Annotated in this window: 18 protein-coding genes; 11 read left to right on the top strand and 7 right to left on the bottom strand. The window is 70.0% G+C overall.

The window, feature by feature from the left end; all coding sequences use genetic code 11:
• The 8 genes from aroF to D7V97_RS20350 all read left to right on the top strand — a co-directional run.
• Positions 1-775 (top strand): 3-deoxy-7-phosphoheptulonate synthase (gene aroF, locus D7V97_RS20385; RefSeq protein ID WP_120612318.1); only part of this gene is annotated, 775 nt, incomplete at its 5' end.
• Complete coding sequence (gene ubiE / locus D7V97_RS20380) at positions 772-1,461, top strand: bifunctional demethylmenaquinone methyltransferase/2-methoxy-6-polyprenyl-1,4-benzoquinol methylase UbiE (RefSeq protein WP_120612315.1); 690 nt, start codon at positions 772-774, stop codon at positions 1,459-1,461. The genes aroF and ubiE, both read left to right, overlap by 4 nt.
• Positions 1,442-2,041: a shikimate kinase gene (locus tag D7V97_RS20375; protein ID WP_120612314.1), complete on the top strand. Its 600-nt coding sequence runs from the start codon at positions 1,442-1,444 to the stop codon at positions 2,039-2,041. Before ubiE ends, D7V97_RS20375 begins: the two co-directional genes overlap by 20 nt.
• A complete protein-coding gene (locus D7V97_RS20370; RefSeq protein ID WP_120612313.1) occupies positions 2,038-3,288 on the top strand; it encodes a shikimate dehydrogenase in 1,251 nt (416 codons plus the stop codon). The genes D7V97_RS20375 and D7V97_RS20370 overlap by 4 nt, the downstream gene beginning before the upstream one ends.
• The gene (gene aroC / locus D7V97_RS20365) at positions 3,285-4,304 is read left to right on the top strand and encodes a chorismate synthase (RefSeq protein WP_120612312.1); all 1,020 of its coding nucleotides are present in this window, start codon (positions 3,285-3,287) and stop codon (positions 4,302-4,304) included. Before D7V97_RS20370 ends, aroC begins: the two co-directional genes overlap by 4 nt.
• Positions 4,301-5,371, top strand: a complete 1,071-nt coding sequence (locus D7V97_RS20360) for a 3-dehydroquinate synthase family protein (RefSeq protein WP_120612311.1) — start codon at positions 4,301-4,303, stop codon at positions 5,369-5,371. Before aroC ends, D7V97_RS20360 begins: the two co-directional genes overlap by 4 nt.
• Positions 5,326-6,663 carry a 3-phosphoshikimate 1-carboxyvinyltransferase gene (locus D7V97_RS20355; RefSeq protein WP_120612310.1) on the top strand — a complete coding sequence of 446 codons (1,338 nt, stop codon included), beginning with the start codon at positions 5,326-5,328 and terminating at the stop codon, positions 6,661-6,663. Before D7V97_RS20360 ends, D7V97_RS20355 begins: the two co-directional genes overlap by 46 nt.
• An 87-nt stretch (positions 6,664-6,750) precedes the next feature.
• Positions 6,751-8,058 (top strand): citrate synthase, encoded by a 1,308-nt coding sequence (locus D7V97_RS20350; protein ID WP_120612309.1) that lies wholly within the window; start codon positions 6,751-6,753, stop codon positions 8,056-8,058.
• 87 nt (positions 8,059-8,145) lie between these two features.
• Here the strand turns inward: D7V97_RS20350 and D7V97_RS20345 are convergent, their stop codons facing one another.
• Positions 8,146-9,972, bottom strand: a complete 1,827-nt coding sequence (locus D7V97_RS20345) for a long-chain fatty acid--CoA ligase (RefSeq protein WP_199728882.1) — start codon at positions 9,970-9,972, stop codon at positions 8,146-8,148.
• Positions 9,973-10,067: 95 nt separating this feature from the next.
• Between D7V97_RS20345 and D7V97_RS45380 the strand changes: the two genes are divergently transcribed.
• From D7V97_RS45380 to pyk, 3 genes are all read left to right on the top strand, one after another.
• On the top strand, positions 10,068-10,427 hold the full coding sequence (locus D7V97_RS45380; protein ID WP_233583011.1) for a hypothetical protein: 360 nt from the start codon (positions 10,068-10,070) through the stop codon (positions 10,425-10,427).
• Positions 10,428-10,552: 125 nt separating this feature from the next.
• On the top strand, positions 10,553-11,350 hold the full coding sequence (locus D7V97_RS20340) for a bifunctional nuclease family protein (RefSeq protein WP_120612308.1): 798 nt from the start codon (positions 10,553-10,555) through the stop codon (positions 11,348-11,350).
• A gap of 216 nt (positions 11,351-11,566) precedes the next feature.
• A complete protein-coding gene (gene pyk / locus D7V97_RS20335; protein WP_120612307.1) occupies positions 11,567-12,967 on the top strand; it encodes a pyruvate kinase in 1,401 nt (466 codons plus the stop codon).
• A gap of 62 nt (positions 12,968-13,029) precedes the next feature.
• Here pyk and D7V97_RS20330 read toward each other — a convergent pair whose 3' ends face one another.
• The 6 genes from D7V97_RS20330 to lepA form a co-directional block, all read right to left on the bottom strand.
• Entirely contained in the window at positions 13,030-13,695 is a 666-nt protein-coding gene (locus D7V97_RS20330) for a hypothetical protein (protein WP_120612306.1), read from the bottom strand.
• A gap of 17 nt (positions 13,696-13,712) precedes the next feature.
• Positions 13,713-14,837 (bottom strand): glutamine-hydrolyzing carbamoyl-phosphate synthase small subunit, encoded by a 1,125-nt coding sequence (gene carA, locus D7V97_RS20325; protein ID WP_120612305.1) that lies wholly within the window; start codon positions 14,835-14,837, stop codon positions 13,713-13,715.
• Positions 14,837-16,138 (bottom strand): dihydroorotase, encoded by a 1,302-nt coding sequence (locus D7V97_RS20320; protein ID WP_199728880.1) that lies wholly within the window; start codon positions 16,136-16,138, stop codon positions 14,837-14,839. Before D7V97_RS20320 ends, carA begins: the two co-directional genes overlap by 1 nt.
• A complete protein-coding gene (locus D7V97_RS20315; protein WP_120612304.1) occupies positions 16,135-17,028 on the bottom strand; it encodes an aspartate carbamoyltransferase catalytic subunit in 894 nt (297 codons plus the stop codon). The genes D7V97_RS20320 and D7V97_RS20315 overlap by 4 nt, the downstream gene beginning before the upstream one ends.
• A 75-nt stretch (positions 17,029-17,103) precedes the next feature.
• A complete protein-coding gene (lepB, locus tag D7V97_RS20310) occupies positions 17,104-18,348 on the bottom strand; it encodes a signal peptidase I (protein ID WP_120612303.1) in 1,245 nt (414 codons plus the stop codon).
• A 4-nt stretch (positions 18,349-18,352) separates the two neighbouring features.
• The gene (lepA, locus tag D7V97_RS20305) at positions 18,353-20,164 is read right to left on the bottom strand and encodes a translation elongation factor 4 (protein WP_120612302.1); all 1,812 of its coding nucleotides are present in this window, start codon (positions 20,162-20,164) and stop codon (positions 18,353-18,355) included.
• Positions 20,165-20,279: the final 115 nt, after the last annotated feature.

The following is a 20,279-nucleotide window of genomic DNA, read 5'->3' as shown; positions in this document are numbered from 1 at the left end:
GGGCTTCGTGGTGATGGCGGGGCCGTGCGCGGTGGAAGGCGCGGAGCAACTGGAGCTGTCCGCGCGCGCGGTGGCCCACGCGGGCGCACATCTGTTGCGCGGCGGCGTGTTCAAGCCCCGCACCAGCCCCTACGCCTTCCAGGGCATGGGCGAGCCCGGATTGAAACTGTTGGTGGACGCGGGCAAGCGGCACGGCCTGCCCATCATCAGTGAAGTGATGGAGACCGAGCAGCTGCCGCTGATGGCGCAGCACGCGGACATCCTCCAGGTGGGCGCACGGAACATGCAGAACTTCGGGCTGCTGCGAGCGCTGGGCCGGGTGCGCAAGCCGGTGCTGCTCAAGCGCGGACTGTCCGCCACGGTGCAGGAGTGGCTCAACGCCGCCGAGTACATCCTGGCGGGCGGCAACGAGCAGGTCATCCTGTGCGAGCGCGGCATCCGGACGTTTGAAACCGCCATGCGCAACACACTCGACCTGGCGGCGGTGGCGTGGGCCAAGCAGCACTCGCACCTGCCCGTTATCGTGGACCCCTCGCACGCCACGGGCATCCCGTCGCTCATCCAGCCGATGTCGCTGGCGGCGGCGGCGGCGGGCGCGGACGGGTTGTTGATTGAGGTCCACGCGAAGCCGGAGCTGGCGCTGTGTGACGGGCAGCAGGCGATGTCGCCCGAGGACTTCATGACGTTGATGCGCCGGCTGCCGGGCGTGCTCGCCGCGGTGGACCGTCATCTTTGGAAGCCGGAAGGCCCGGCACAGATCGCAGGGGCACGATGAGCACCGAAGTCCGACAGATGTTCTCTTCCATCGCCCCGCGCTACGACGTGGCGAACGAAGTCCTCTCCTTCGGCGTGCACCGGCTGTGGCGGCGCACGGCGGTGAAGCTGAGCCAGGCGAAGGAAGGCAGCCAGGTGCTCGACTGCGCCACCGGCACCGGCGACCTGGCGCTGGCTTTCAAGCGCAAGGTGGGGCCCACCGGCCGCGTGGTGGGCACGGACTTCTGCCCGGAGATGCTGGAGAGCGCGCCCGCCAAGGCGGCCAAGGCCGGCCTGGAGGTGGAGTTCCAGGTGCAGGACGCCATGGCGCTCACCCTCCCGGACAACAGCTTCGACGTGGCGTCCATCTCGTTCGGCATCCGCAACGTGGATGATCCGGTCAAGTGCCTGCAGGAGATGGCGCGCGTGGTGCGCCCGGGGGGCCGCGTGGTGGTGCTGGAGTTCGGCCAGCCCACCGGTCCCTACGGCGTGCTGTTCCGCTTCTACAGCAAGACCGTCATGCCGACGGTCGGCGGGCTGCTGACGGGCAACCGCGCCGCGTTTCAGTACCTGCCTCGCACCGCCGCGGCCTTCCCCGCGGGCGAGCGCTTCCTCTCCCTGATGGACCAGGCCGGCGCCTACTCCGAGCGCGCCGCCCACCCCCTGCTGTTTGGAACCGCCTACGTCTATGTCGGAACCGTCCGCTGAGGCCCGGCGCCGCCTCGTCTCCCAGGTCGTCGCGTCGGTAGACCCCAGACTCCAGCAGGTGCTCCAGGGGGCCCTCTCGGCCCCGGGGCCCTGCCCCCGCCCGGTGGGGACCCAGACCGTGGTGATCGCCGGCCATCGCGCCGCCGGCAAGACGCGCCTGTTGCCGCTCGTCTCACGCCTCCTCGGGCGCACCGGCGTGGACCTGGACGCGGAGCTGGAGCGCCGACATGGCCGCCCGCTCCGCACCTGGGTCGCCGAGTCCCCCGCCACCTTCCGCGCCGCCGAACGCGAGACCCTGGGCCTGTTGCCCGAAGGCAGCGTGGTGGCGGTGGGCGGCGGCTTCCTGTCGCACCATCCGGAGGCGCTCCAGGGGCACTTCACGCTCGTCGTCCCGGTCACCTTCGACACGTACCGCGAGCGGCTGATGGCGGACGTCAAGCGCCCGCGCCTGCGCCCGGACGTGTCGCTGGAGGAAGAGCTGCACGCCATCTTCCACGAGCGCGAGGCCCTGCACGCGCGCGTGCCCACCATCTCCCTGGCGGACTTCCTCCGGGGCTGCCTTGTCCAGGAGTCCGTCTGATGGCCGCCCTGCGAATCATCACCCTGCCCCCCACCCTCACCGGCGCGGAGGCCGTGGCCTTCGCGAAGGACGGCCTGCGCCGGGGCGCGAACGTGGTGGAGGTCCGAACGGATCTGCATGCGCCCGACGCGGTGGATCCGGAGGCCCTGTCGCGCGTGATGCCCCTCCTGGTGTCCGAGCGTGGCAAGCCCCTGCCTCCCGCATGGGTGAAGGCCGCGTGGAGCGTGGACCGGGACGTGGAGCGCGCCCAGGACCTGGATGCGCCCGCGGGCCGGCTGCTCGCGTCGCACCATGCGGAGGGACCGCTGACGACGGAGGAGGCACTGCGCCGCTGGTCCCGCCCGCTTCCAGTGGATGCGTTGGTGAAGCACGTGGAGCCCATGGACGGGCCCGCGCACCTGGACGTGCTGCTGGAGACGCAGCGCCAGCTGTCCACCCGCTTCGGCGCCGAGCGCGTCACGGTGCTGGGCATGGGACCGGTGGCGCTCCCGGCGCGCGCGGTGCTCTCCCGTCGCAACAGGCTGGAGTACGTGGCGATGGGCGGCGCGTGGATGGCCGCGCCGGGGCAGCGCCTGCTGGACGACGTGGTGCGCGAACACCGCAAGGCGAAGGACGCGAACGCGCCGCGCCTGGGCATCCTGGGCACGTCCATTTCGCACTCGCGCTCGCCGCGGATCCACCGTCAGCCGTTTGATCGCATCGACCTCGCGGAGGACGCTCCGGTGGAAGCGGTGGTGGATTCGCTGCTGCCGCACTACGCGGGCTTCTCCGTCACCAGCCCCTTCAAGATGCGGCTCGCGCGGCACACCGGCTCGGTGATGGAGGCCATCAACACGCTGGTGCGCCGGGGCTCGCGGTGGGCGGCCTTCAACACCGACACGGACGGGGCCAGCGCGGTGCTGGAGCGCCTGGGTTCCCAGTCGGTGTCGGTGCTGGGAGACGGCGGCTCCACGCAGGCCCTGCGACTGGTGGCCGGGGAGCAGGGCCTCGCCTTGCGCGTCGTGCGCCGGGCCGAGGTCCAATCGCCCCTCACGGGGGACTGGGTGTGGACGTGGCCCGACCGGGTTGCTCCCCCTGAAACCCTGCGATTCGAGGGGGCGCGCGTGGCGGTGATCGCATACGGTGCACCGGGCCGGCGCGTCGCCGCGGAGATCGTTCGCCGCGGGGGCACCCCACTTCTGCTCGGTGCGGCGTGGTTCGTCGCCCAGGCCCGGCGGCAGCGACAACTCTGGGAAACGGCGACATGAATACCTTTGGCACCCTCTTCCGGCTGACGACCTTCGGCGAAAGCCACGGCCCCGCGCTCGGCTCCGTGCTGGACGGCTGCCCCGCGGGCGTTCCGCTCACGCGCGACCTGCTCCAGGCGGCGCTGGACCGCCGGCGTCCCGGGCAGTCCGCCCTCGTCACGGCCCGCAACGAGCCGGACACCGTGGAGATCCTCTCCGGCGTCTACGAGGACAAGACGCTGGGTACGCCCATCGCGGCCATCGTGCGCAACACGAACCAGCGCTCGCAGGACTACAACCAGCTGGCGGCCGTGGACCGGCCCGGCCACGCGGACTCCGTCTGGCGCGAGCGCTACAAGCACCGCGACCACCGCGGCGGCGGGCGCACCAGCGGCCGCGAGACGCTCTGCCGCGTCATCGGCGGCACCATCGCGGAGGCGTACCTCGCCCGCGACCTGCCCACGCTGAGCACCGTCGCTTATGTGTCGCAGGTCGGTGACCTCGTCGCCTCCGTGCCGGCGCCGGGCCTCACGCGCGCGCTCGTGGACGCGCACCCCACCCGTTGCCCGGACGCGTCCGTTCGCGACGAGATGTCCCGGCGGATCCTCGCCGCGAAGGAGGCCGGCGACAGCCTGGGCGGCGCCATCGACGTGCGCGTGGAGGGCCTGCCCGTGGGCCTTGGCGAGCCCATCTTCGGCAAGCTGAAGGCGCTCATCGCCCAGGCGCTGGGCAGCATCGGCGCCGTCACTGGCGTCGTGTGGGGCCCGCCGGATCTGCTCCTGCGCATCGGCCAGCCCGGCAGCCTGTTCCACTCGGTGAAGGACGCGTACGGCGGCATCCAGGGCGGCCTCGCCAACGGGGAGCCCATGCAGGTGCGCGCCTTCTTCAAGCCCCCCGCGACGCTCGCGGATCACGCCAAGGGCGGCCGACATGATCCGTGCATCATGCCCCGCGCCGTGCCGGTGCTGGAGGCCATGGTGTCGCTCGTCATCGCCGACCTCGTCCTGCAACTCAACGCCCGCCCCCACTCCGCATGAGCCCCCTTCCTCCCGGTGCCTATCGTCCCCCGGCTGATCGCTGGGGCTCCTTCGCGAAGCTCGCCGCCCGTCTGCCCGAGGGCAGCGTCGCGGTCGTGGACCGCACGGTCGCGCGCTTCCATCCCACGCTCCTCCCCACGCTGGAGGCCCGCTCGCCGCGCGCCATCATCCAGTTGGTCGGCGGTGAGCGCGCCAAGAGCATGACGTCGCTGGAGAAGGTGCTCGCGGGCGGGCTGAACCTGCCGCGCTCCGGCACGCTCGTCGCGGTGGGCGGTGGCACCGTGGGCGACGTCGCCACCGTGGCCGCGCACCTGCTCAAGCGCGGCGTGCGGCTGGTGCAGGTGCCCTCCACGCTGCTCGCGGCGGTGGACAGCAGCCTGGGCGGCAAGGGCGCGGTGGACCTCACCGTGCGCGGCCGCGTGGTGAAGAACCCCGCGGGCGTCTTCCACTACGCCGACGAGACGTGGCTGTGCCCGGAGCTGTACGCCACGCTGTCCGACGCGCAGGTGCGCGAGGGCTCCATCGAGGCGTGGAAGATGGTCGCCTCGCTGGACGCGTCCCTCTTCCGCCGCTACGTGCGCACGCCGCCCGCGCTGGAGAAGCTGGTGAAGGACGCCCGGGGCCTGAAGGAGGGCATCTGCGCGAAGGACCCCTACGAGCACCAGGGCCTGCGCCGCGTGCTCAACTTCGGCCACACCTTCGGCCACGTGCTGGAGAGCCTGTCGCGCTTCAAGCTGTCGCACGGCGACGCGGTGGGCCTGGGCATCCTCTGGGCGCTGGACGTGGGCCGGCACCTGGGCATCACGCCGGAGCCCGTGGCGCACGAGGTGGAGCGGGCCCTCACCCGCGGCCCGGGCGTGCTGGGCCGCGACCACGCCGCGGAGCTGTCCCGCCGCGCGTCGCTGAAGGACGTGGCCGCGCTCCTGGACGCCGACAAGAAGGCCGGCGCGAAGGGCGAGCTGCGCATGGTGCTGCTCACCGCCGTGGGCACCGCCGAAGTCGTGGATGTGATGCCGAAGACATGGCGGGCCCTCTGGCCCGCCTGGACCCGAGGAGCCCGCCCTTGAGCCACACCTCGCCGAGCCGTCTCACCGTCGACCCGAGCGCCCTGAGCGCCTCTCCGCTCACCCCTCCCGTGTCGAAGTCAGATGCTCAGCGAGCGCTGGTGCTGGGACACCTCACGGGCGCCTGGCCGCTGCCGTCGGTGCAGGCGGAGTCGGACGAGGACCTCCCCGCCGACGTGCGCGTGCTGCGCCGGGGCGTGGAGGCCCTGCGCCTTCCCGCGGGCCCCGTGCGCGACGTGGACTGCGCGGACGGGGGTGCCCCCTTCCGCATCCTGGTGACCCAGGCCGCGGTGACGCCCGGAGCGCGCGTGCGCTTCACCGGCACTGCCCGCCTGGGAGAGCGCCCGCACGGCCCGCTCTTCACGTCGCTCAAGCAGGCCCTGGGCTCCACGGGCCTGACGCTCACCGAAGGCACCCCGTGGCCGGTGGAGCTGCACGCGCCCCAGGACACGTCGCGGGTGGAGCCGGTGTTCCGCGTGCCGGGCGCACAGAGCAGCCAGTATGCCTCCAGCCTGCTGCTGGGCTGCGCGGAGCGGTTCCTGCGCGAGCGGCGTGCGTGGAGCGTGGAGATTGAAGGCGTGCTCACGAGCGCCGGCTACATGGACCTCACGGTGGCGTGGCTGCGGCGCTTCGGCTTCACCGTCGAGCAGTCCGAAAGTCACTATTCCGTGACGGCGTACCAGGCGCCGGCCTCCGTGCCGTCGTTGCCCGGGGACTGGTCTTCGCTGGGGTACCTGGTGCTGGTGGCATGGCGCACCGGCGGCACGGTGGAGCGCGCGGAGCCGGAGAGCGCACATCCCGACCAGGCGATCCTCCGGCTGGTCGCAGACGTGGGTTTGCGAATGGTCCCGGCAGGCGCGGCTAATACCTGGCGCTTCGAGGGCCACGCGACCGGCGAGCTGCGTGCGTCCGGCAAGGAATGCCCGGACCTGCTGCCCACATTGGCGGCGCTCGCGTGTGTGCTGCCCCGGCCCACGACGCTGACGGATGTGGGCATCCTGCGGGTCAAGGAGAGCGACCGGCTGGAGGGCATCCGCACCCTGGTGGCGGCCTACGGCGGCACCACCGGATTGAGCGCCGGCCCCGAGGGAGAAACGCTGCGCATCGTCCCTCCGGCGTCGAAGCCCGCGCGCCTCTCCATCGACAGCCGGGGCGACCACCGCCTGGCGATGTCAGCGGCCACCCTGTGCGTGCTGTCCGGAGTACCCCTGGAGCTGACGGGACCGGAGTGCGTGGAGAAGAGCTTTCCCGGTTTCTGGCGACAACTGGCGCGCTCCGGCGTTCGCTATTCCTGAGTACGGCGGGCAACGCGGAAGGTTCGCCTCTCTGACTTATCGATCTTTTTTGTTGAAAGCGTGCTCCGCCCTGTGAAATCTCCGCCCATGCCCAAGGACACGCTGACGATCACCGACAATCGGACCGGGAAGACGTACGAGGTCCCGATCGAGAACGGCTGTATCCGGACCCACGCCCTGCGCCAGATCAAGACCGGCGACGACGACTTCGGTCTCATGGGTTACGACCCGGCGTTCCTGAACACGGCGAACTGTAAGAGCGCCATCACGTTCATCGACGGCGACAAGGGCATCCTCGAGTACCGCGGCTACCCCATCGAGCAGCTGGCGGAGAAGTCCAGCTTCCTGGAAGTGGCCTACCTGCTGCTCAACGGCGAGCTGCCGCAGCAGAAGGACCTGGATCAGTTCACCCACCTGGTGACGCACCACACGCTGGTGCACGAGAACATCAAGTCCTTCATGGACGGGTTCCGCTACGACGCGCACCCCATGTCCATGCTGGCCTCCACGGTGGCCGCGCTGTCCGCCTTCTACCCGGACGCCAAGCACACCCGTGACGAGCGCAGCCGCCGCATCCAGATCACCCGGCTCATCGCCAAGATGCCCACCATCGCCGCGTTCTCCTACCGGCACACGATGGGGCTGCCGTACATCTACCCGGACAACGACCTGTCCTACGTCGCCAACTTCCTGACGATGATCAAGCGCATCGGCACGACCACCTACAAGGTGCACCCCGTGCTGGAGAAGGCGCTGGACGTCCTCTTCATCCTCCACGCGGACCACGAGCAGAACTGCTCCACGACGTCCGTGCGCACGGTGGGCTCGTCGGAAGTGGATCCGTACTCGGCGGTCAGCGCCGGCGTCGGCGCCCTCTACGGCCCGCTGCACGGCGGCGCCAACGAGGCCGTGCTCCGGATGCTCCGTGAGATCGGCCACATCTCGAAGATCCCGGACTTCATCAAGCAGGTGAAGGGCGGCGAGGGCGAGAAGAAGCTGATGGGCTTCGGCCACCGCGTCTACAAGTCCTACGACCCGCGCGCGAAGGTCATCAAGCGCGTGGCCGACGAGGTCTTCGAAGTCACGGGCAAGAACCCGCTGCTGGAGATCGCGCTCGAACTGGAGCGCATCGCGCTCGAGGACGAGTACTTCGTGAAGCGCAAGCTGTACCCCAACGTCGACTTCTACTCGGGCCTCATCTACGAGGCGATGGGCTTCCAGGCGGAGATGTTCCCCGTGCTGTTCGCCATCCCCCGCACGGTGGGCTGGTGCGCGCAGTGGGAGGAGATGGTGAAGGACTCCGAGCAGAAGATCGCCCGGCCCCGTCAGGTGTACACGGGCTCCGGCCGCCGCGAGTACGTCGCCATGGACAAGCGCCCGACGCCCACGAAGTAGTCGCCGCTTGAATCACTGAAGCACGCCAGGGGCGAAGGACCTTCACGGGTCCCTCGCCCCTTTCGCTTGCCCGGGCTCCCGCGGCCGTCAGTCGTGAGCGCCCGTGGCGCCGGGCCCGGCCGGCTCGCGGTAGAGCGCTTCGATGGCGCCCGCGTACTTCTCCTCCACCACCTTGCGGCGCACCTTCATGCTGGGCGTGAGCTCCCCGCCCTCGGTGGTGAACTCCCCGGGCAGCACGGTGAAGCGCTTGATGGTCTCGAAGCGCGACAGCTTCGGGTTCACCTCGCGCTCGAAGGCCTCGTGCAGGTGCTGCTGGAGCCGCGCGTCCGTCGCCAGGGCGGCCACGTCCTCCGGCCAGCCGTGCTCGCGCGCGAGCCTCCGGGCGCGGTCCGCGTCCAACGTCAGCAGCGCGACGAGGTAGTTGCGCCGGTCGCCCAGCACCACCGCGTGGCCCACGGGCGACACGGACTTGAGCAGCTCTTCGATATTGGCGGGCGACGTCTTCTTGCCGCCGGAGGTGACGATGATCTCCTTCTTGCGCCCGGTGATGCGCAGGAAGCCCTCCGCGTCCAGCTGCCCCACGTCCCCGGTGTGCAGCCACCCGTCCTCCAGCAGTTCCTGCGTGGCCGCGGGGTTGCGGTGGTAGCCCAGGCACACGTTGCCGCCCTTGACCAGGATCTCCCCGTCCCCGGCGATGCGGACCTCCACCCCCATCATGGGCCAGCCCACCGTGCCCAGGCGGGCACACCCGGAGGTGTTCACCGTGGCGGGGCCCGTCACCTCCGTCATGCCCCAGGCCTCCAGGAGGACGACGTCGATGGAGGCGAAGAAGTCCAGCACGTCCCGGCCGATGGGCGCCGCCGACGTGGCGAATATCTTCGCGCGGTCCAGGCCGATGCGGGCCTTCAGGGGCGCGAACACCAGCCGGTGGGCCAGGGCGTACTTGGCCTCCATCAGCGTGGGCACGCGCTCCTGGTTGAGCCGCCGCGTGTTGCGCTCCAGCGCCGTCGCCCGCGCCCACTCCACCAGCCGGCGCTTCAGGGGCGGCTGCGCGGCCAGCCCCTCCTCCGCCTTCGTCTTGAACTTCTCCCAGACGCGCGGCACTCCGAAGAAGAGCGTGGGCCGGACCTCCTGGAGGTTCTTCCCCAGCGCGTCCAGGGAGTCCGCGAAGTAGACCTGGATGCCCATCAGCAGCGGGCCATGCAGGGACACCACCTGCTCCGCGATGTGCGACAGCGGCAGGTAGGACAGGAGCTTCTCGTCCTCCATGTCGCGGAAGTCCATCGTCTCGCCCAGCTGCTTCGCCGTCCACGCCAGGTTGCGGTGGCTCAGGGCCACGCCCTTGGGCTGGCCGGTGGTGCCGGACGTGTAGATGAGCGTGCCCAGCCCGTCCGGGTGGAGCGCGTGGACACTGTCCCAGTAGGGGCTCTCATCAGCCTGCCCCCCGGAGGCCAGCACGTCCGCGTACCGCAGCACGCCCGCCGGCAGCGGCGAGGGGGCGTCCACGACGAGGACGTGCTTCAGCGCCGGCAGCCGCTTCTGGAGCTCCAGGGCGGTCGCCAGGTGCTTCGCGTTCTCCACCAGGAGGAAGCGGGCCTCGCAGTGGCCCAGGATGTAGGTGAGCTGCTCCAGGCTGCTGGTGGTGTAGAGGCCCACCGGCACGCCCCCCAGGGCCATGGCCCCCAGGGCCGCCACGTGCCACGCCTCGCGGTTGAAGCTGAGGATGCCCAGGGGGTCCCCCTCCCGGAAGCCCAGCGCGTGCAGGCCCAGCGCGAAGCGTTTGACGCGCTGGGCATAGTCGAACCAGGAGATGGGGACGTAGGCGCCACCATTCCTGGACCAGAGCGCCGGGCGGTGCTCCAGCCGTGCGGCCTGGTCATGGAGCGCGTGCAGCATCGTCTTGGGCAGGTCCATCCTGCGGAACGTAGTGGAAGCGCAGGGGCAGAACCAACTCCGTGCGTCTCCGACGTTGACAGCATGTTCACCTGCTTTGTATGCCGCGCCCGACCATGAGCATCGACTTCACCTGTCAGAAGTGCGAGGCGAGCTTCGAGTTGGAAGCCCAGGACCTCATCGAGGGGACGGAGAAAATCGTCTGCCCCCACTGCGATACGAAGGCTCCCGCCAACCTCTCGGAGGACTTCGTCGCCGCGCTCACGGAGATGCGCGCGCAGATCGCCGTCTTGAGCAAGAAGTTCGCGGTCACGTTGACGCTCGAGGCCGAGGAGCTGGAGGACGAACTCGACGACGAGGACGAAGAGGAGGAGGAGACCGAGGACGACGACCTCGACGAGGATGAGGACGACGAGGAGTCCGAGGACGACGAGGACTACGACGACGAGGCGGAGGAAGAGGAACCGGACCGCTAGTCGCACGCTCTCTTCCCGCCTGGCCGGCCGCCCCCCATCCTGGGGGGCAAGGGCTCGGGGGCAGCTCGCGGCAGCAGGAAGTGTGGCGCCCTCCCGGTGAAGGGGGAGGTGCGTAGGTTAGGGATGTGAAAACGTCCAACCGCGCCAACTTCTTCGTTGCTCCGTTCACGGCCGTCGTGCTGGCGCTGGGAGGACTGCTCTTCCTTCCCGCGTTCGGCATCCCCGGCGCCATCGCTGCCTCCGGGGCGGCGGAAGGGAAGGAAAAACCCTGCCTGACGGAGAAGGGCAGTGATCCGAAGGCCTGTACGGAGCTGGTGGAGCTGGAAGTGAAGGACGTCGTGCCCCTGATAGAGGCACAGACGCACGCCGTCGTGCTCTCCACCAAGGACGGGGAGACAGTGCTCCCCCTCTTCGTGGACGAGGGCGCCGCTGTCTCCATCGCCTTCCGGCTCGCGGAGCGGCTGCCGCCCCAGCCGCTGGCGCAGGACCTGCTGGATGACGTCGTGTCCAAGCTGGGCGGGACGGTCACGGAGGTCCGCATCGACGACCTGCGCGACAACGTCTACTCCGGCCGCGTCTTCCTCCAGCAGGGCAAGAAGCAGATGGCGCTGGACGCCCGGCCTTCGGACTCCATCGCCATGGCCATGCACAGCAACGCCCGCATCCGCGTGACGCGCAAGGTGCTGGCGCTGGCGGGCATCACCCGCGCGGAGATTGAAGCCCTGCAGAAGCAGGAGGGCATGGGCGTGGGTGGCAGTGGCCCGGGTGGGGAGGAGATGGGTCCCCTGCCCCCGCCGCCGCCCATGGGCCCCAGCGCGGGCTCGCCGAAGCCGCCCTCGGAGGACATCGGCATGGACCGCTCCACCCCGGAGGCGCCGGTGCTGCCGCCGCCCGTGGGCAAGGGCCAGGAGATCGACCTCTAGGCGGAACTCCGCGCCCGGCACCCGGTGCCTGGAACGGCGAAAGCCCGGCCCCCCCTCCAGGGATAGCCGGGCTTTCGTTCGTCTCAAGCGTCTGAGAGCCACGAATGGCGTGCGCCGCTTGCGGGAACTTTCCGTCCAGCGCGTGAGCAAAGAGTTAGTCCGCCGGGCGCAAGCCTGTCAAGCCGCCCACCCCGTGGGGCTAGGATGCGCGGCCCTATGCGCAAGGCGAAGATCATCTGCACGCTGGGCCCGGCCTCGGACTCGAAGGAAGTCATCGAAGGGCTGGTCCGCGCGGGCATGAACGTGGCCCGGCTGAACTTCTCCCACGGTACGCACGACGAGCACCGCCAGCGCATCCAGCGGATCCGCGCCGTGTCGAAGAAGCTGGGCGTGCCGGTGGCCATCCTCCAGGACGTCCAGGGCCCCAAGGTGCGCCTGGGCAAGTTCGAGGGCGGCCAGCTGCTGGTGACGGCCGGCGACACCGTGACGGTGACGACGCGCGCGGTGCTGGGCGCGGGCCGCACCATTCCCACCCCCGTGCGCTCGCTGCCCCGGGACGTGGAGAAGGGCCACGAGGTGCTCCTGGATGACGGCCGGGTGCGCCTGCGCGTGCTGAAGGTGGACGGCCGGGACGTGTCCTGCCGCGTGGAGGTGGGCGGCCTCCTCAAGGACCACAAGGGGCTCAACCTGCCCGGTACGGCCATGTCCGTCCCCACCCTGACGGACAAGGACAAGGTGGACCTGGCGTTCGGCCAGGAGGTGGGCGTGGACTACGTGGCGCTGTCCTTCGTGCGCTCCGTGCAGGACGTGCGGCAGGCCCGGGCGCTGGTGGCCCGGCGCAAGACGCCCCTCATCTCCAAGATCGAGAAGCCCCAGGCGGTGGAGAACCTGGAGGCCATCGCCGCGGAGTCGGACGGGGTGATGGTGGCCCGCGGGGACCTGGGCGTGGAGATGCCCCTGGAGCAATTGCCCGCCATCCAGAAGCGCATCGTGCGGGAGGTGAACCGCATGGGGGGCATCGTCATCGTCGCGACGGAGATGCTGGAGAGCATGGTGAACAACGCCCGGCCCACGCGCGCGGAGGTGTCCGACGTGGCCAACGCCATCCTCGACGGCGCGGACGCGGTGATGCTGTCGGGTGAGACGGCGGCGGGCCGCTACCCCGTGGACGCGGTGGCCACCATGGCGCGCATCGTGGAGGAGACGGAGCGCACCGGGACGACGGCCCTCGTGCACTCCCCCTTCGAGCGCTCCGAGGACCTGGGCACCGGCATCGCGGCGGCGGCGGTGGCCGCGTCGCGGCAGCTCAACATCGGGACCATCATCGCCTACACGGAGGGCGGCCACACCGCGCGGCTCATCTCCGAGTTCCGTCCTGGCGCGCGCGTCGTCGCCCTGACGCCCAACGCGGACACGGTGAACCGGATGGCGCTGTACTGGGGGGTGACGGGTCACCTGGTGAAGCGCGTCACGTCCACGGACGCCATGCTCAAGCAGGTGCGCCGCGTCTGCGACGAGGAGCGCATCTGCGAGCCGGGCACGCCCGTCATCGTCGTGGCCGGCGTGCCGCTCAACATCCCGGGCAACACGAACCTCATGAGCATCCACCGCATCTAGCGCGCGGTGGATGCGGGTGCGGCGGGCCCTGCTGACGGCACCGGGACGTCAGCAGGGGGACGTCAGAAGGCCTTCTGCGCGAAGTCGTAGAGCTTCTCCACGGAGAGCTGGCGGTAGCGCTCCACGTTGAGGGCGCGGCGGGCGCACTCCCACACGAGGTCGCGGGGCGGGCGCTCCGGCTCCTTCTTCTTGCGGCGCTTCACCTCGGCCTTGATGGCCTTGAGCGCCATGGCCGGGTGGTAGCAGAAGGCAGAGGAGAACAGCAGGTGCCCGCCGAAGGGCACGAGCCGCGCCTCCAGCACGTCGCCCGTCTCCAGGCCCGCGATGTGACGGCGCTCCGTCACGTCGAAGTCCTTGCCGGAGAAGAGCTCGCGCAGGCGCACCATGCCCTTGCCCAGCTTGCGCACCTCGAAGAGGCCGTGGACCGTCTCCGTGAAGCTGCGGAAGGCGTTGGCCTCCTCCGGCGGCGCGGACTGGAGCCGCTGCTCGTACAGCTCCGCGGCCGGCGTCTTGCCGGTGAGCGGCGAGACGCGGTCGTAGAGGTAGTAGTCCAGGAACGACGCCATGCGCAGCTCGAAGAACTTGTCGTCCTCGAAGACTTCGCCCGTGAGGCGGAAGTACTCCGCCTTCGCGTCGAGCAGGTCCGGCTTGCGCGGCTCCGCGCTGCCGAAGGCGATGAGCTGGTCCAGGTACGGCTGATACGACAACGGGGTCAGCGCGGTTTCCATGAGCGGTGGCGCCTCTGCTACCCCGCCATCAGCGTCGCGAAGCGGCTGAACAGGTAGCGCGCGTCGTGAGGGCCGGGCGAAGCCTCGGGGTGGTACTGCACGCTGAAGGCCCTCGCGTCCGGAACGGCCAGGCCCTCCACCGTACCGTCGTTGAGGTTGATGTGCGTGACGACGGCCAGGCCCTTGAGGCTGGCGTCATCCACCGCGAAGCCGTGGTTCTGGGCGGTGATCTCCACCTTGCCCGTCGTCAGGTCCTTCACGGGCTGGTTGGCGCCGCGGTGGCCGAACTTCATCTTGTACGTCCGGCCGCCCAGGGCCAGCGCCATGATCTGGTGCCCCAGGCAGATGCCGAAGATGGGCACCTTGCCCAGGAGCGCCGCCACCGTGCGGTCCGCGCCCTTCACCGCGGCCGGGTCGCCGGGGCCGTTGGCCAGGAAGACACCGTGCGGCTTGCGCGCCAGCACCTGCTCCGCCGTGGTGTTCGACGGCACCACCGTCACGCGGCAGCCCACGTCCACCAGGTACTGGAGCATGGAGCGCTTGAGGCCGTAGTCGTACGCCACCACGTCGTACTTCAGCTCCGGCGCCGGGAGCTGATCACCGGGCCCCAGGAACACGTCCGGCGTCGGCGTGGTGAAGACGTACGGCTCCTTGCAGGAGACGCCCGTCGCCAGGTCCATGCCCTCCATGCCCACGGCGTTGCGAGCCCGCTCCACGAGCGCCGCCGTGGAGACGTTCTCCGTGGAGATGACGCCCATCTGCGCGCCGTGCGTGCGCAGGTGGCGCACCAGCCTGCGCGTGTCCACGCCTTCGATGCCGGCGCGGCCATGGCGCGCGAGGTACGCGTCCAGCGTCTCCTCCGAGCGCCAGTTGGAGGGCGTCCGCGTGAGCGAGCGCACCACCATGCCCACCGCGTGCGGCAGCCCCGCTTCCTCGTCGCCTCCGTTCGCCCCGATGTTGCCCATCTCCGGATAGGCCATGGTGACGATCTGCCCGACGTACGAGGGGTCCGTGAGGATCTCCTGGTAGCCGTACATGGACGTGTTGAAGACCACCTCACCCACCGTCTCGCCGGACGCGCCGAAAGCACGCCCTTCGAAGGTGGTGCCATCCGCCAGTGCGAGCACCGCCCGCTTCGTCATCACCGCGACTCCTTGAGCTGACCGTCCTCGAACACACACCGGCCCCCCACCCACGTCTGCGTCACGCGACCCTTGAGCGTGCGCCCGTGGAAGGGGGTGTTGCGACTGCGGGAATAGAACCGGTGGGCATCCACCGTCCACTCCTCCCCAGGTGATACGACCGTGATGTCCGCCGGAGACCCGGGCGCCAGGTGACCGCCTGGCAGGCCGAATACCCTCGCGGGCCCCTCCGACAGCAGCTCCACCGCCCGGTGAGGCGTGAGCACGCCCTCGTGCACCAGCGCCAGCGTGAGCCCCAGCGCCGTCTCCAGGCCGACGATGCCGTTGATGCCCTTCTCGAACTCCACCTGCTTGTCGGACACGCCGTGCGGCGCGTGGTCCGTGGCGATGGCATCCACCGTGCCGTCCACCAGGGCCTCGCGCAGCGCCTTCACGTCCGCGTCCCCGCGCAGGGGAGGCGCCATCTTCGCGTGGGTGTCGTAGTCCCCCACCGCCCGGTCATCGAGCGTGAAGTGGTGCGGGGCCACCTCGCAGGTGACGCGCAGGCCGCGCTTCTTCGCCTCGCGGATGAGCCGCACGCTGCCCTCGCACGACACGTGCGCGACGTGCAGGCGGCCCTTCGTCTCCTCCAGGAGGACGAGGTCGCGCGCCACCATGGCCACCTCCGCGGAGGCGGGAATGCCGCGCAGGCCCAGGCGCGTGGCCGTGGCGCCCTCGTGCATCGCGCCGCCCGCGGACAGCGTCAGGTCCTCCTCGTGCACCATGACGGGCACGTCGAAGAGCGTGGCGTACTGGAGCACCCGGCGCATCAGCGCCGCGTTCATCACCGGGCGGCCATCGTCGGTGAGGGCCACGCAGCCCGCGCCGACAAGCTCCCCCGCCTCCGACAGCTCCTCGCCCTTGAGCCCCTTGGTGATGGCCCCGGCCGGGTACACGTGGCACAGGGCCGCGTCCCGCGCGCGCGACAGCACCAGCTCCGTGACGAGCGCGCTGTCGTTGACGACCTTGGTGTTGGGCATGGCCACGACGCCGGTGAAGCCGCCCGCCACCGCCGCGCGGCAGCCGGTGAGGACCGTCTCCTTGCCCTCCTCGCCCGGCTCGCGCAGGTGCACGTGCAAGTCGATGAAGCCCGGCACCACCCACTGGCCCGTGGCGTCCACCACGCGCGCGTCCCTGGGCGCTGGCAGCGGCGCCTCCGACACCTGGGCCACCCGGCCGTCCGTGACGAGCACGTCCCGGATGCCGTCCACTCCGTTGCGCGGGTCGATGACGCGCGCCCGCTGGAAGAGCACCGACGTCATGATGCGCACACCTCCAGGATGGCCCGGCGCACCGCGACGCCGTTGGCCACCTGCTCCAGGATGACGCTGCGAGGCCCGTCCGCCACCACCGGCGACAGCTCCACGCCCCGGTTGATGGGGCCCGGGTGCAGCACGGGCGCGTCCGCCTTCATCCGCTCCACGCGGGCAGGCGTCAGGCCGAACAGCCGCGAGTACTCCCGCTGCGAAGGCAGGAAGGCCTCCGCCATGCGCTCCGTCTGCAGCCGCAGACACATCACCGCGTCCGCTTGCGGCAGCACGGCGTCCAGGTGGTGCGTCACCTCCCCGCCCATCTCCTCCAGCCCCGGGGGCAGGAGGGTGGGCGGCGCGCAGAGCACGACGCGGGCCCCCAGCGCCTTCAGGCACACGATGTTGGACCGGGCCACGCGGCTGTGCAGCACGTCGCCGACGATGAGCACCGTGCGGCCGTCCAGCCGTCCCCAGCGCTGGCGCAGCGTGAAGGCGTCCAGCAGGGCCTGCGAGGGGTGCTCGTGGGCGCCATCCCCCGCGTTGACCACGGCGCACTTCACGTGCTTGGCGACCAGGTGCGGCGCGCCGGAGGAGCGGTGCCGGATGATGATGACCGCCGGGCCCAGGGCCTCGATGTTGCGGGCGGTGTCCAGCAGCGTCTCCCCCTTGGACAGGGAGGAGCCCGCGTGGCTCCAGTTGAGGACGTCGGCGCCCAGCCTGCGGGCGGCCACCTCGAAGGAGGAGCGCGTCCGGGTGGAGTCCTCGAAGAAGAGGTTCGCCACGACCTTGCCCCGCAACACGTGCGAGGCATCCGGTCCGCCGGGCAGATGCTCCTGTGCGCGGTCGAGCAGTGCTTCCAGCTCGTCCCGCCGCCAGCCTGCGATTCCGAGAAGATGTCTCATGGGCCGGGGCCGCCGCGTACCGCGCGCCGCACGTTGCGTCAAGCACGGCGCGTGGCGGTCCGTCAGAGACGTCGCTCAGCGCACCGGTTCGAAGAAGCGCTCCACCCGCAGGCCCGTGCCGCCAAACAGGTTGCCCAGCAGGCCGCCCCAGCCAAGCGACAGCCACACCACCATGGCCTTGCCCTTGATGTGCCCGTACGGCACGTAGGCGACCTCGTTGCCAGGGGCGCCCAGGTTGTAGCGGCTGTCCGCGCTGTTATCGCGGTTGTCGCCCATCACGAAGACGCTGTCGGCGGGCACGGTGTAGGGGCCCTCGTGCTCGCGGCCCGGCAGGCGCATGGGGTTCTGCAGCGACGAGTGCACCACGCCGGACAGGTCCTCGCGGTAGAGCACCTCCTCCTGGTCGAACCACTGGCCCGAGCGCTCGTCCCAGTTGTGCACCACGAAGTCCGGCGTCACCAGCGTGCGCGCCTGCGTCTCGCCGTTGATGCGCACCACGCCGTCGACAATCTCCACCGTGTCGCCGGGGATGCCCACCACGCGCTTGATGAAGTCCTTGGACTCGTCCACCGGGTTGTTGAAGACGATGACGTCCCCGCGCTGGGGCGCCCGCACGATGCGGAACGGCACCACGTTCATGAACGGCACGCGCACGCCGTAGATGAACTTGTTGACGAAGACCTGATCGCCAATCTGCAGCGTGGGCAGCATGGAGCCGGACGGGATGCGGTACGGCTCCACCAGCACGGTGCGGATCACGAGCGCGATGAGCAGCGCCTTGCCGAAGCCGCCCACGAAGTCCCACGCGGACTGCTTGCGGTACGCGCCCAGGTGCTCCTGGGTGAGGGCCTCCAGCGCCTTCACCTCCGTGCGCAGCGCCTCCGGGTTGGCCGCCACGGAGGCGCTCTCCACGCGCAGGGCCTGTTCGGTGAGGCGGTCCGCCACGGACGCGGGGACCTTGTCCTTCACGCGCTCCAGGATGCGCTCGTCCTCCGCGAGCAGCTCGCGCGCCTCGTGCCGGAGCGTGCGCAGCACGGACTCCTTGCGGGACGCGTTGCGCCACACCAGCAGGCCCACGAAGGCGGCGACCATCAGCAGGCCGAACCCCTTCATCAGGGGCTGCGCCCAGGACACCGTCGCGGGTGCCATCTCGATCAGCGTGACGTAGGGCACGAACGCCAGGCCCACGCCGCACAGGGGGGCCCAGAGGCTGGTGAGCAGCTCGCGCCACGCCAGCTGGCGGCGGGCCTTGAGCTGCTCGGGGGTCCGGCGCGCGGCCATGGCCGCTCCCAGCTTCGCGGAAGGACTGGCCGTGCTCATAGGGCTACTGCTCCGTCTTGAGGACCGCGAGGAAGGCTTCCTGCGGAATCTCCACCGTGCCCACCTGCTTCATGCGCTTCTTGCCCTCCTTCTGCTTCTCCAGGAGCTTGCGCTTGCGGCTGATGTCACCGCCGTAGCACTTGGCGAGCACGTTCTTGCGCATGGCGGAGATCGTCTCACGGGAGATGATCTTCGCGCCGATGGCGGCCTGGATGGCCACCTCGTACATCTGCTTGGGGATCACTTCCTTGAGCTTCTCGCAGACCTCGCGGCCGCGCAGGTACGCGCGCTCGCGGTGCACGATGACGCTCAGCGCGTCCACCGGCTCCCCGTTGATGAGGATGTCCAGCTTCGCGAGGTCCGCCTCGGCGTAGCCCGTCAGCTCGTAGTCCAGGCTCGCGTAGCCGCGCGACACGCTCTTCAGGCGGTCGAAGAAGTCGAAGACGACTTCCGCCATGGGCATCTCGTACGTCACCTGCACGCGCGTGCCGCTGGAGCCCAGGTACTTCATGTCCTTCTGCACGCCGCGCCGGTCCTGACACAGCTTCAGGATGGCGCCCAGGTGCTCGTTGGGCACGTGGATGTGACAGGTGAGGATGGGCTCCTCGAACTTGGTGATGTTCTGCGTCGGCGGCAGCTTCGCCGGGTTGTCCACCAGGAGCACTTCATCCTTGGTGGTGGTGATGCGGTAGACCACCGACGGCGCCGTGGTGATGAGGTTGAGGTTGTACTCGCGCTCCAGCCGCTCCTGGACGATCTCCATGTGGAGCAGGCCCAGGTAGCCGCAGCGGAAGCCGAACCCCAGCGCCGTGGACGACTCCGGCTCGTAGGTGAAGGCGGAGTCGTTGAGCGTCAGCTTCGCCAGCGCGTCGCGCAGGTTCTCGTAGTCGGACGAGTCCACCGGGAAGATGCCGCTGAAGACCATCGGCTTGACTTCCTTGAACCCCGGGAAGGGTTCCGCCGTGGACCGCGCCTCTTCCGTGACGGTGTCGCCGACCTTCGCGTCCTGCAGCTCCTTCACGTTCGCGACGAGGACACCCACCTCGCCGGCCATGAGCTGCGTGACGGGGCGCGAGAACGGGCTGAACACGCCCAGCTCCTGCACCTCGAAGGCCTTGTTGTTGCTGAACATCTTGATCTTCTGCTTGAGCTTCAGCGTGCCTTCCAGCACGCGCACCAGCACCACCACGCCCCGGTAGTTGTCGTACCAGGAGTCGAAGATGAGCGCCTTGAGCGGCGCGTCCACGGCGCCCGTGGGCGGCGGCACCAGCTTCACCACCGACTCCAGGATGTCGTGGATGCCGATGCCCTCCTTCGCGGAGGTGGGCACCGCGGTGGACGCGTCGATGCCGATGACGTCCTCGATCTCCGTGCGCGTGCGCTCCACGTCCGCGGACGGCAGGTCGATCTTGTTGATGACCGGGATGATGGCCAGGTCGTGATCCAACGCCATGTAGACGTTGGCCAGCGTCTGGGCCTCCACGCCCTGGCTCGCGTCCACCACGAGCAGCGCGCCCTCGCACGCGGCGAGGCTGCGGCTCACCTCGTAGGCGAAGTCCACGTGCCCCGGCGTGTCGATGAGGTTGAGGACGTAGTTCTGGCCGTCCTTCGCGGTGTACGACATCCGCACGGACTGGGCCTTGATGGTGATGCCCCGCTCACGCTCGATGTCCATGTTGTCGAGGAACTGGGCCTGCGCCTCACGCTTGGTCAGCGTGCCTGTCTTCTCCAGGAGGCGGTCGGCCAGCGTCGACTTTCCATGGTCGATGTGGGCGATGATGCAGAAGTTGCGGATGTGCGCGTTTTCAGCCGGCATGTTCAGGGCGCTCGATCAGTCGCGAAGCGGGCGTAGGTAACACCGAACCGCCCGAAAATCCACGACCGTGCACACCCGACAGCAGGGCAACCCACCCGCCTGACGCCCCTCATTC

Origin of the sequence: Corallococcus sp. CA053C, from assembly GCF_003611675.1 — a bacterium.
Classification (GTDB): domain Bacteria; phylum Myxococcota; class Myxococcia; order Myxococcales; family Myxococcaceae; genus Corallococcus.
Note: the sequence above shows the minus strand (reverse complement) of the source record. Positions and strands in the feature narration are given on the sequence as shown.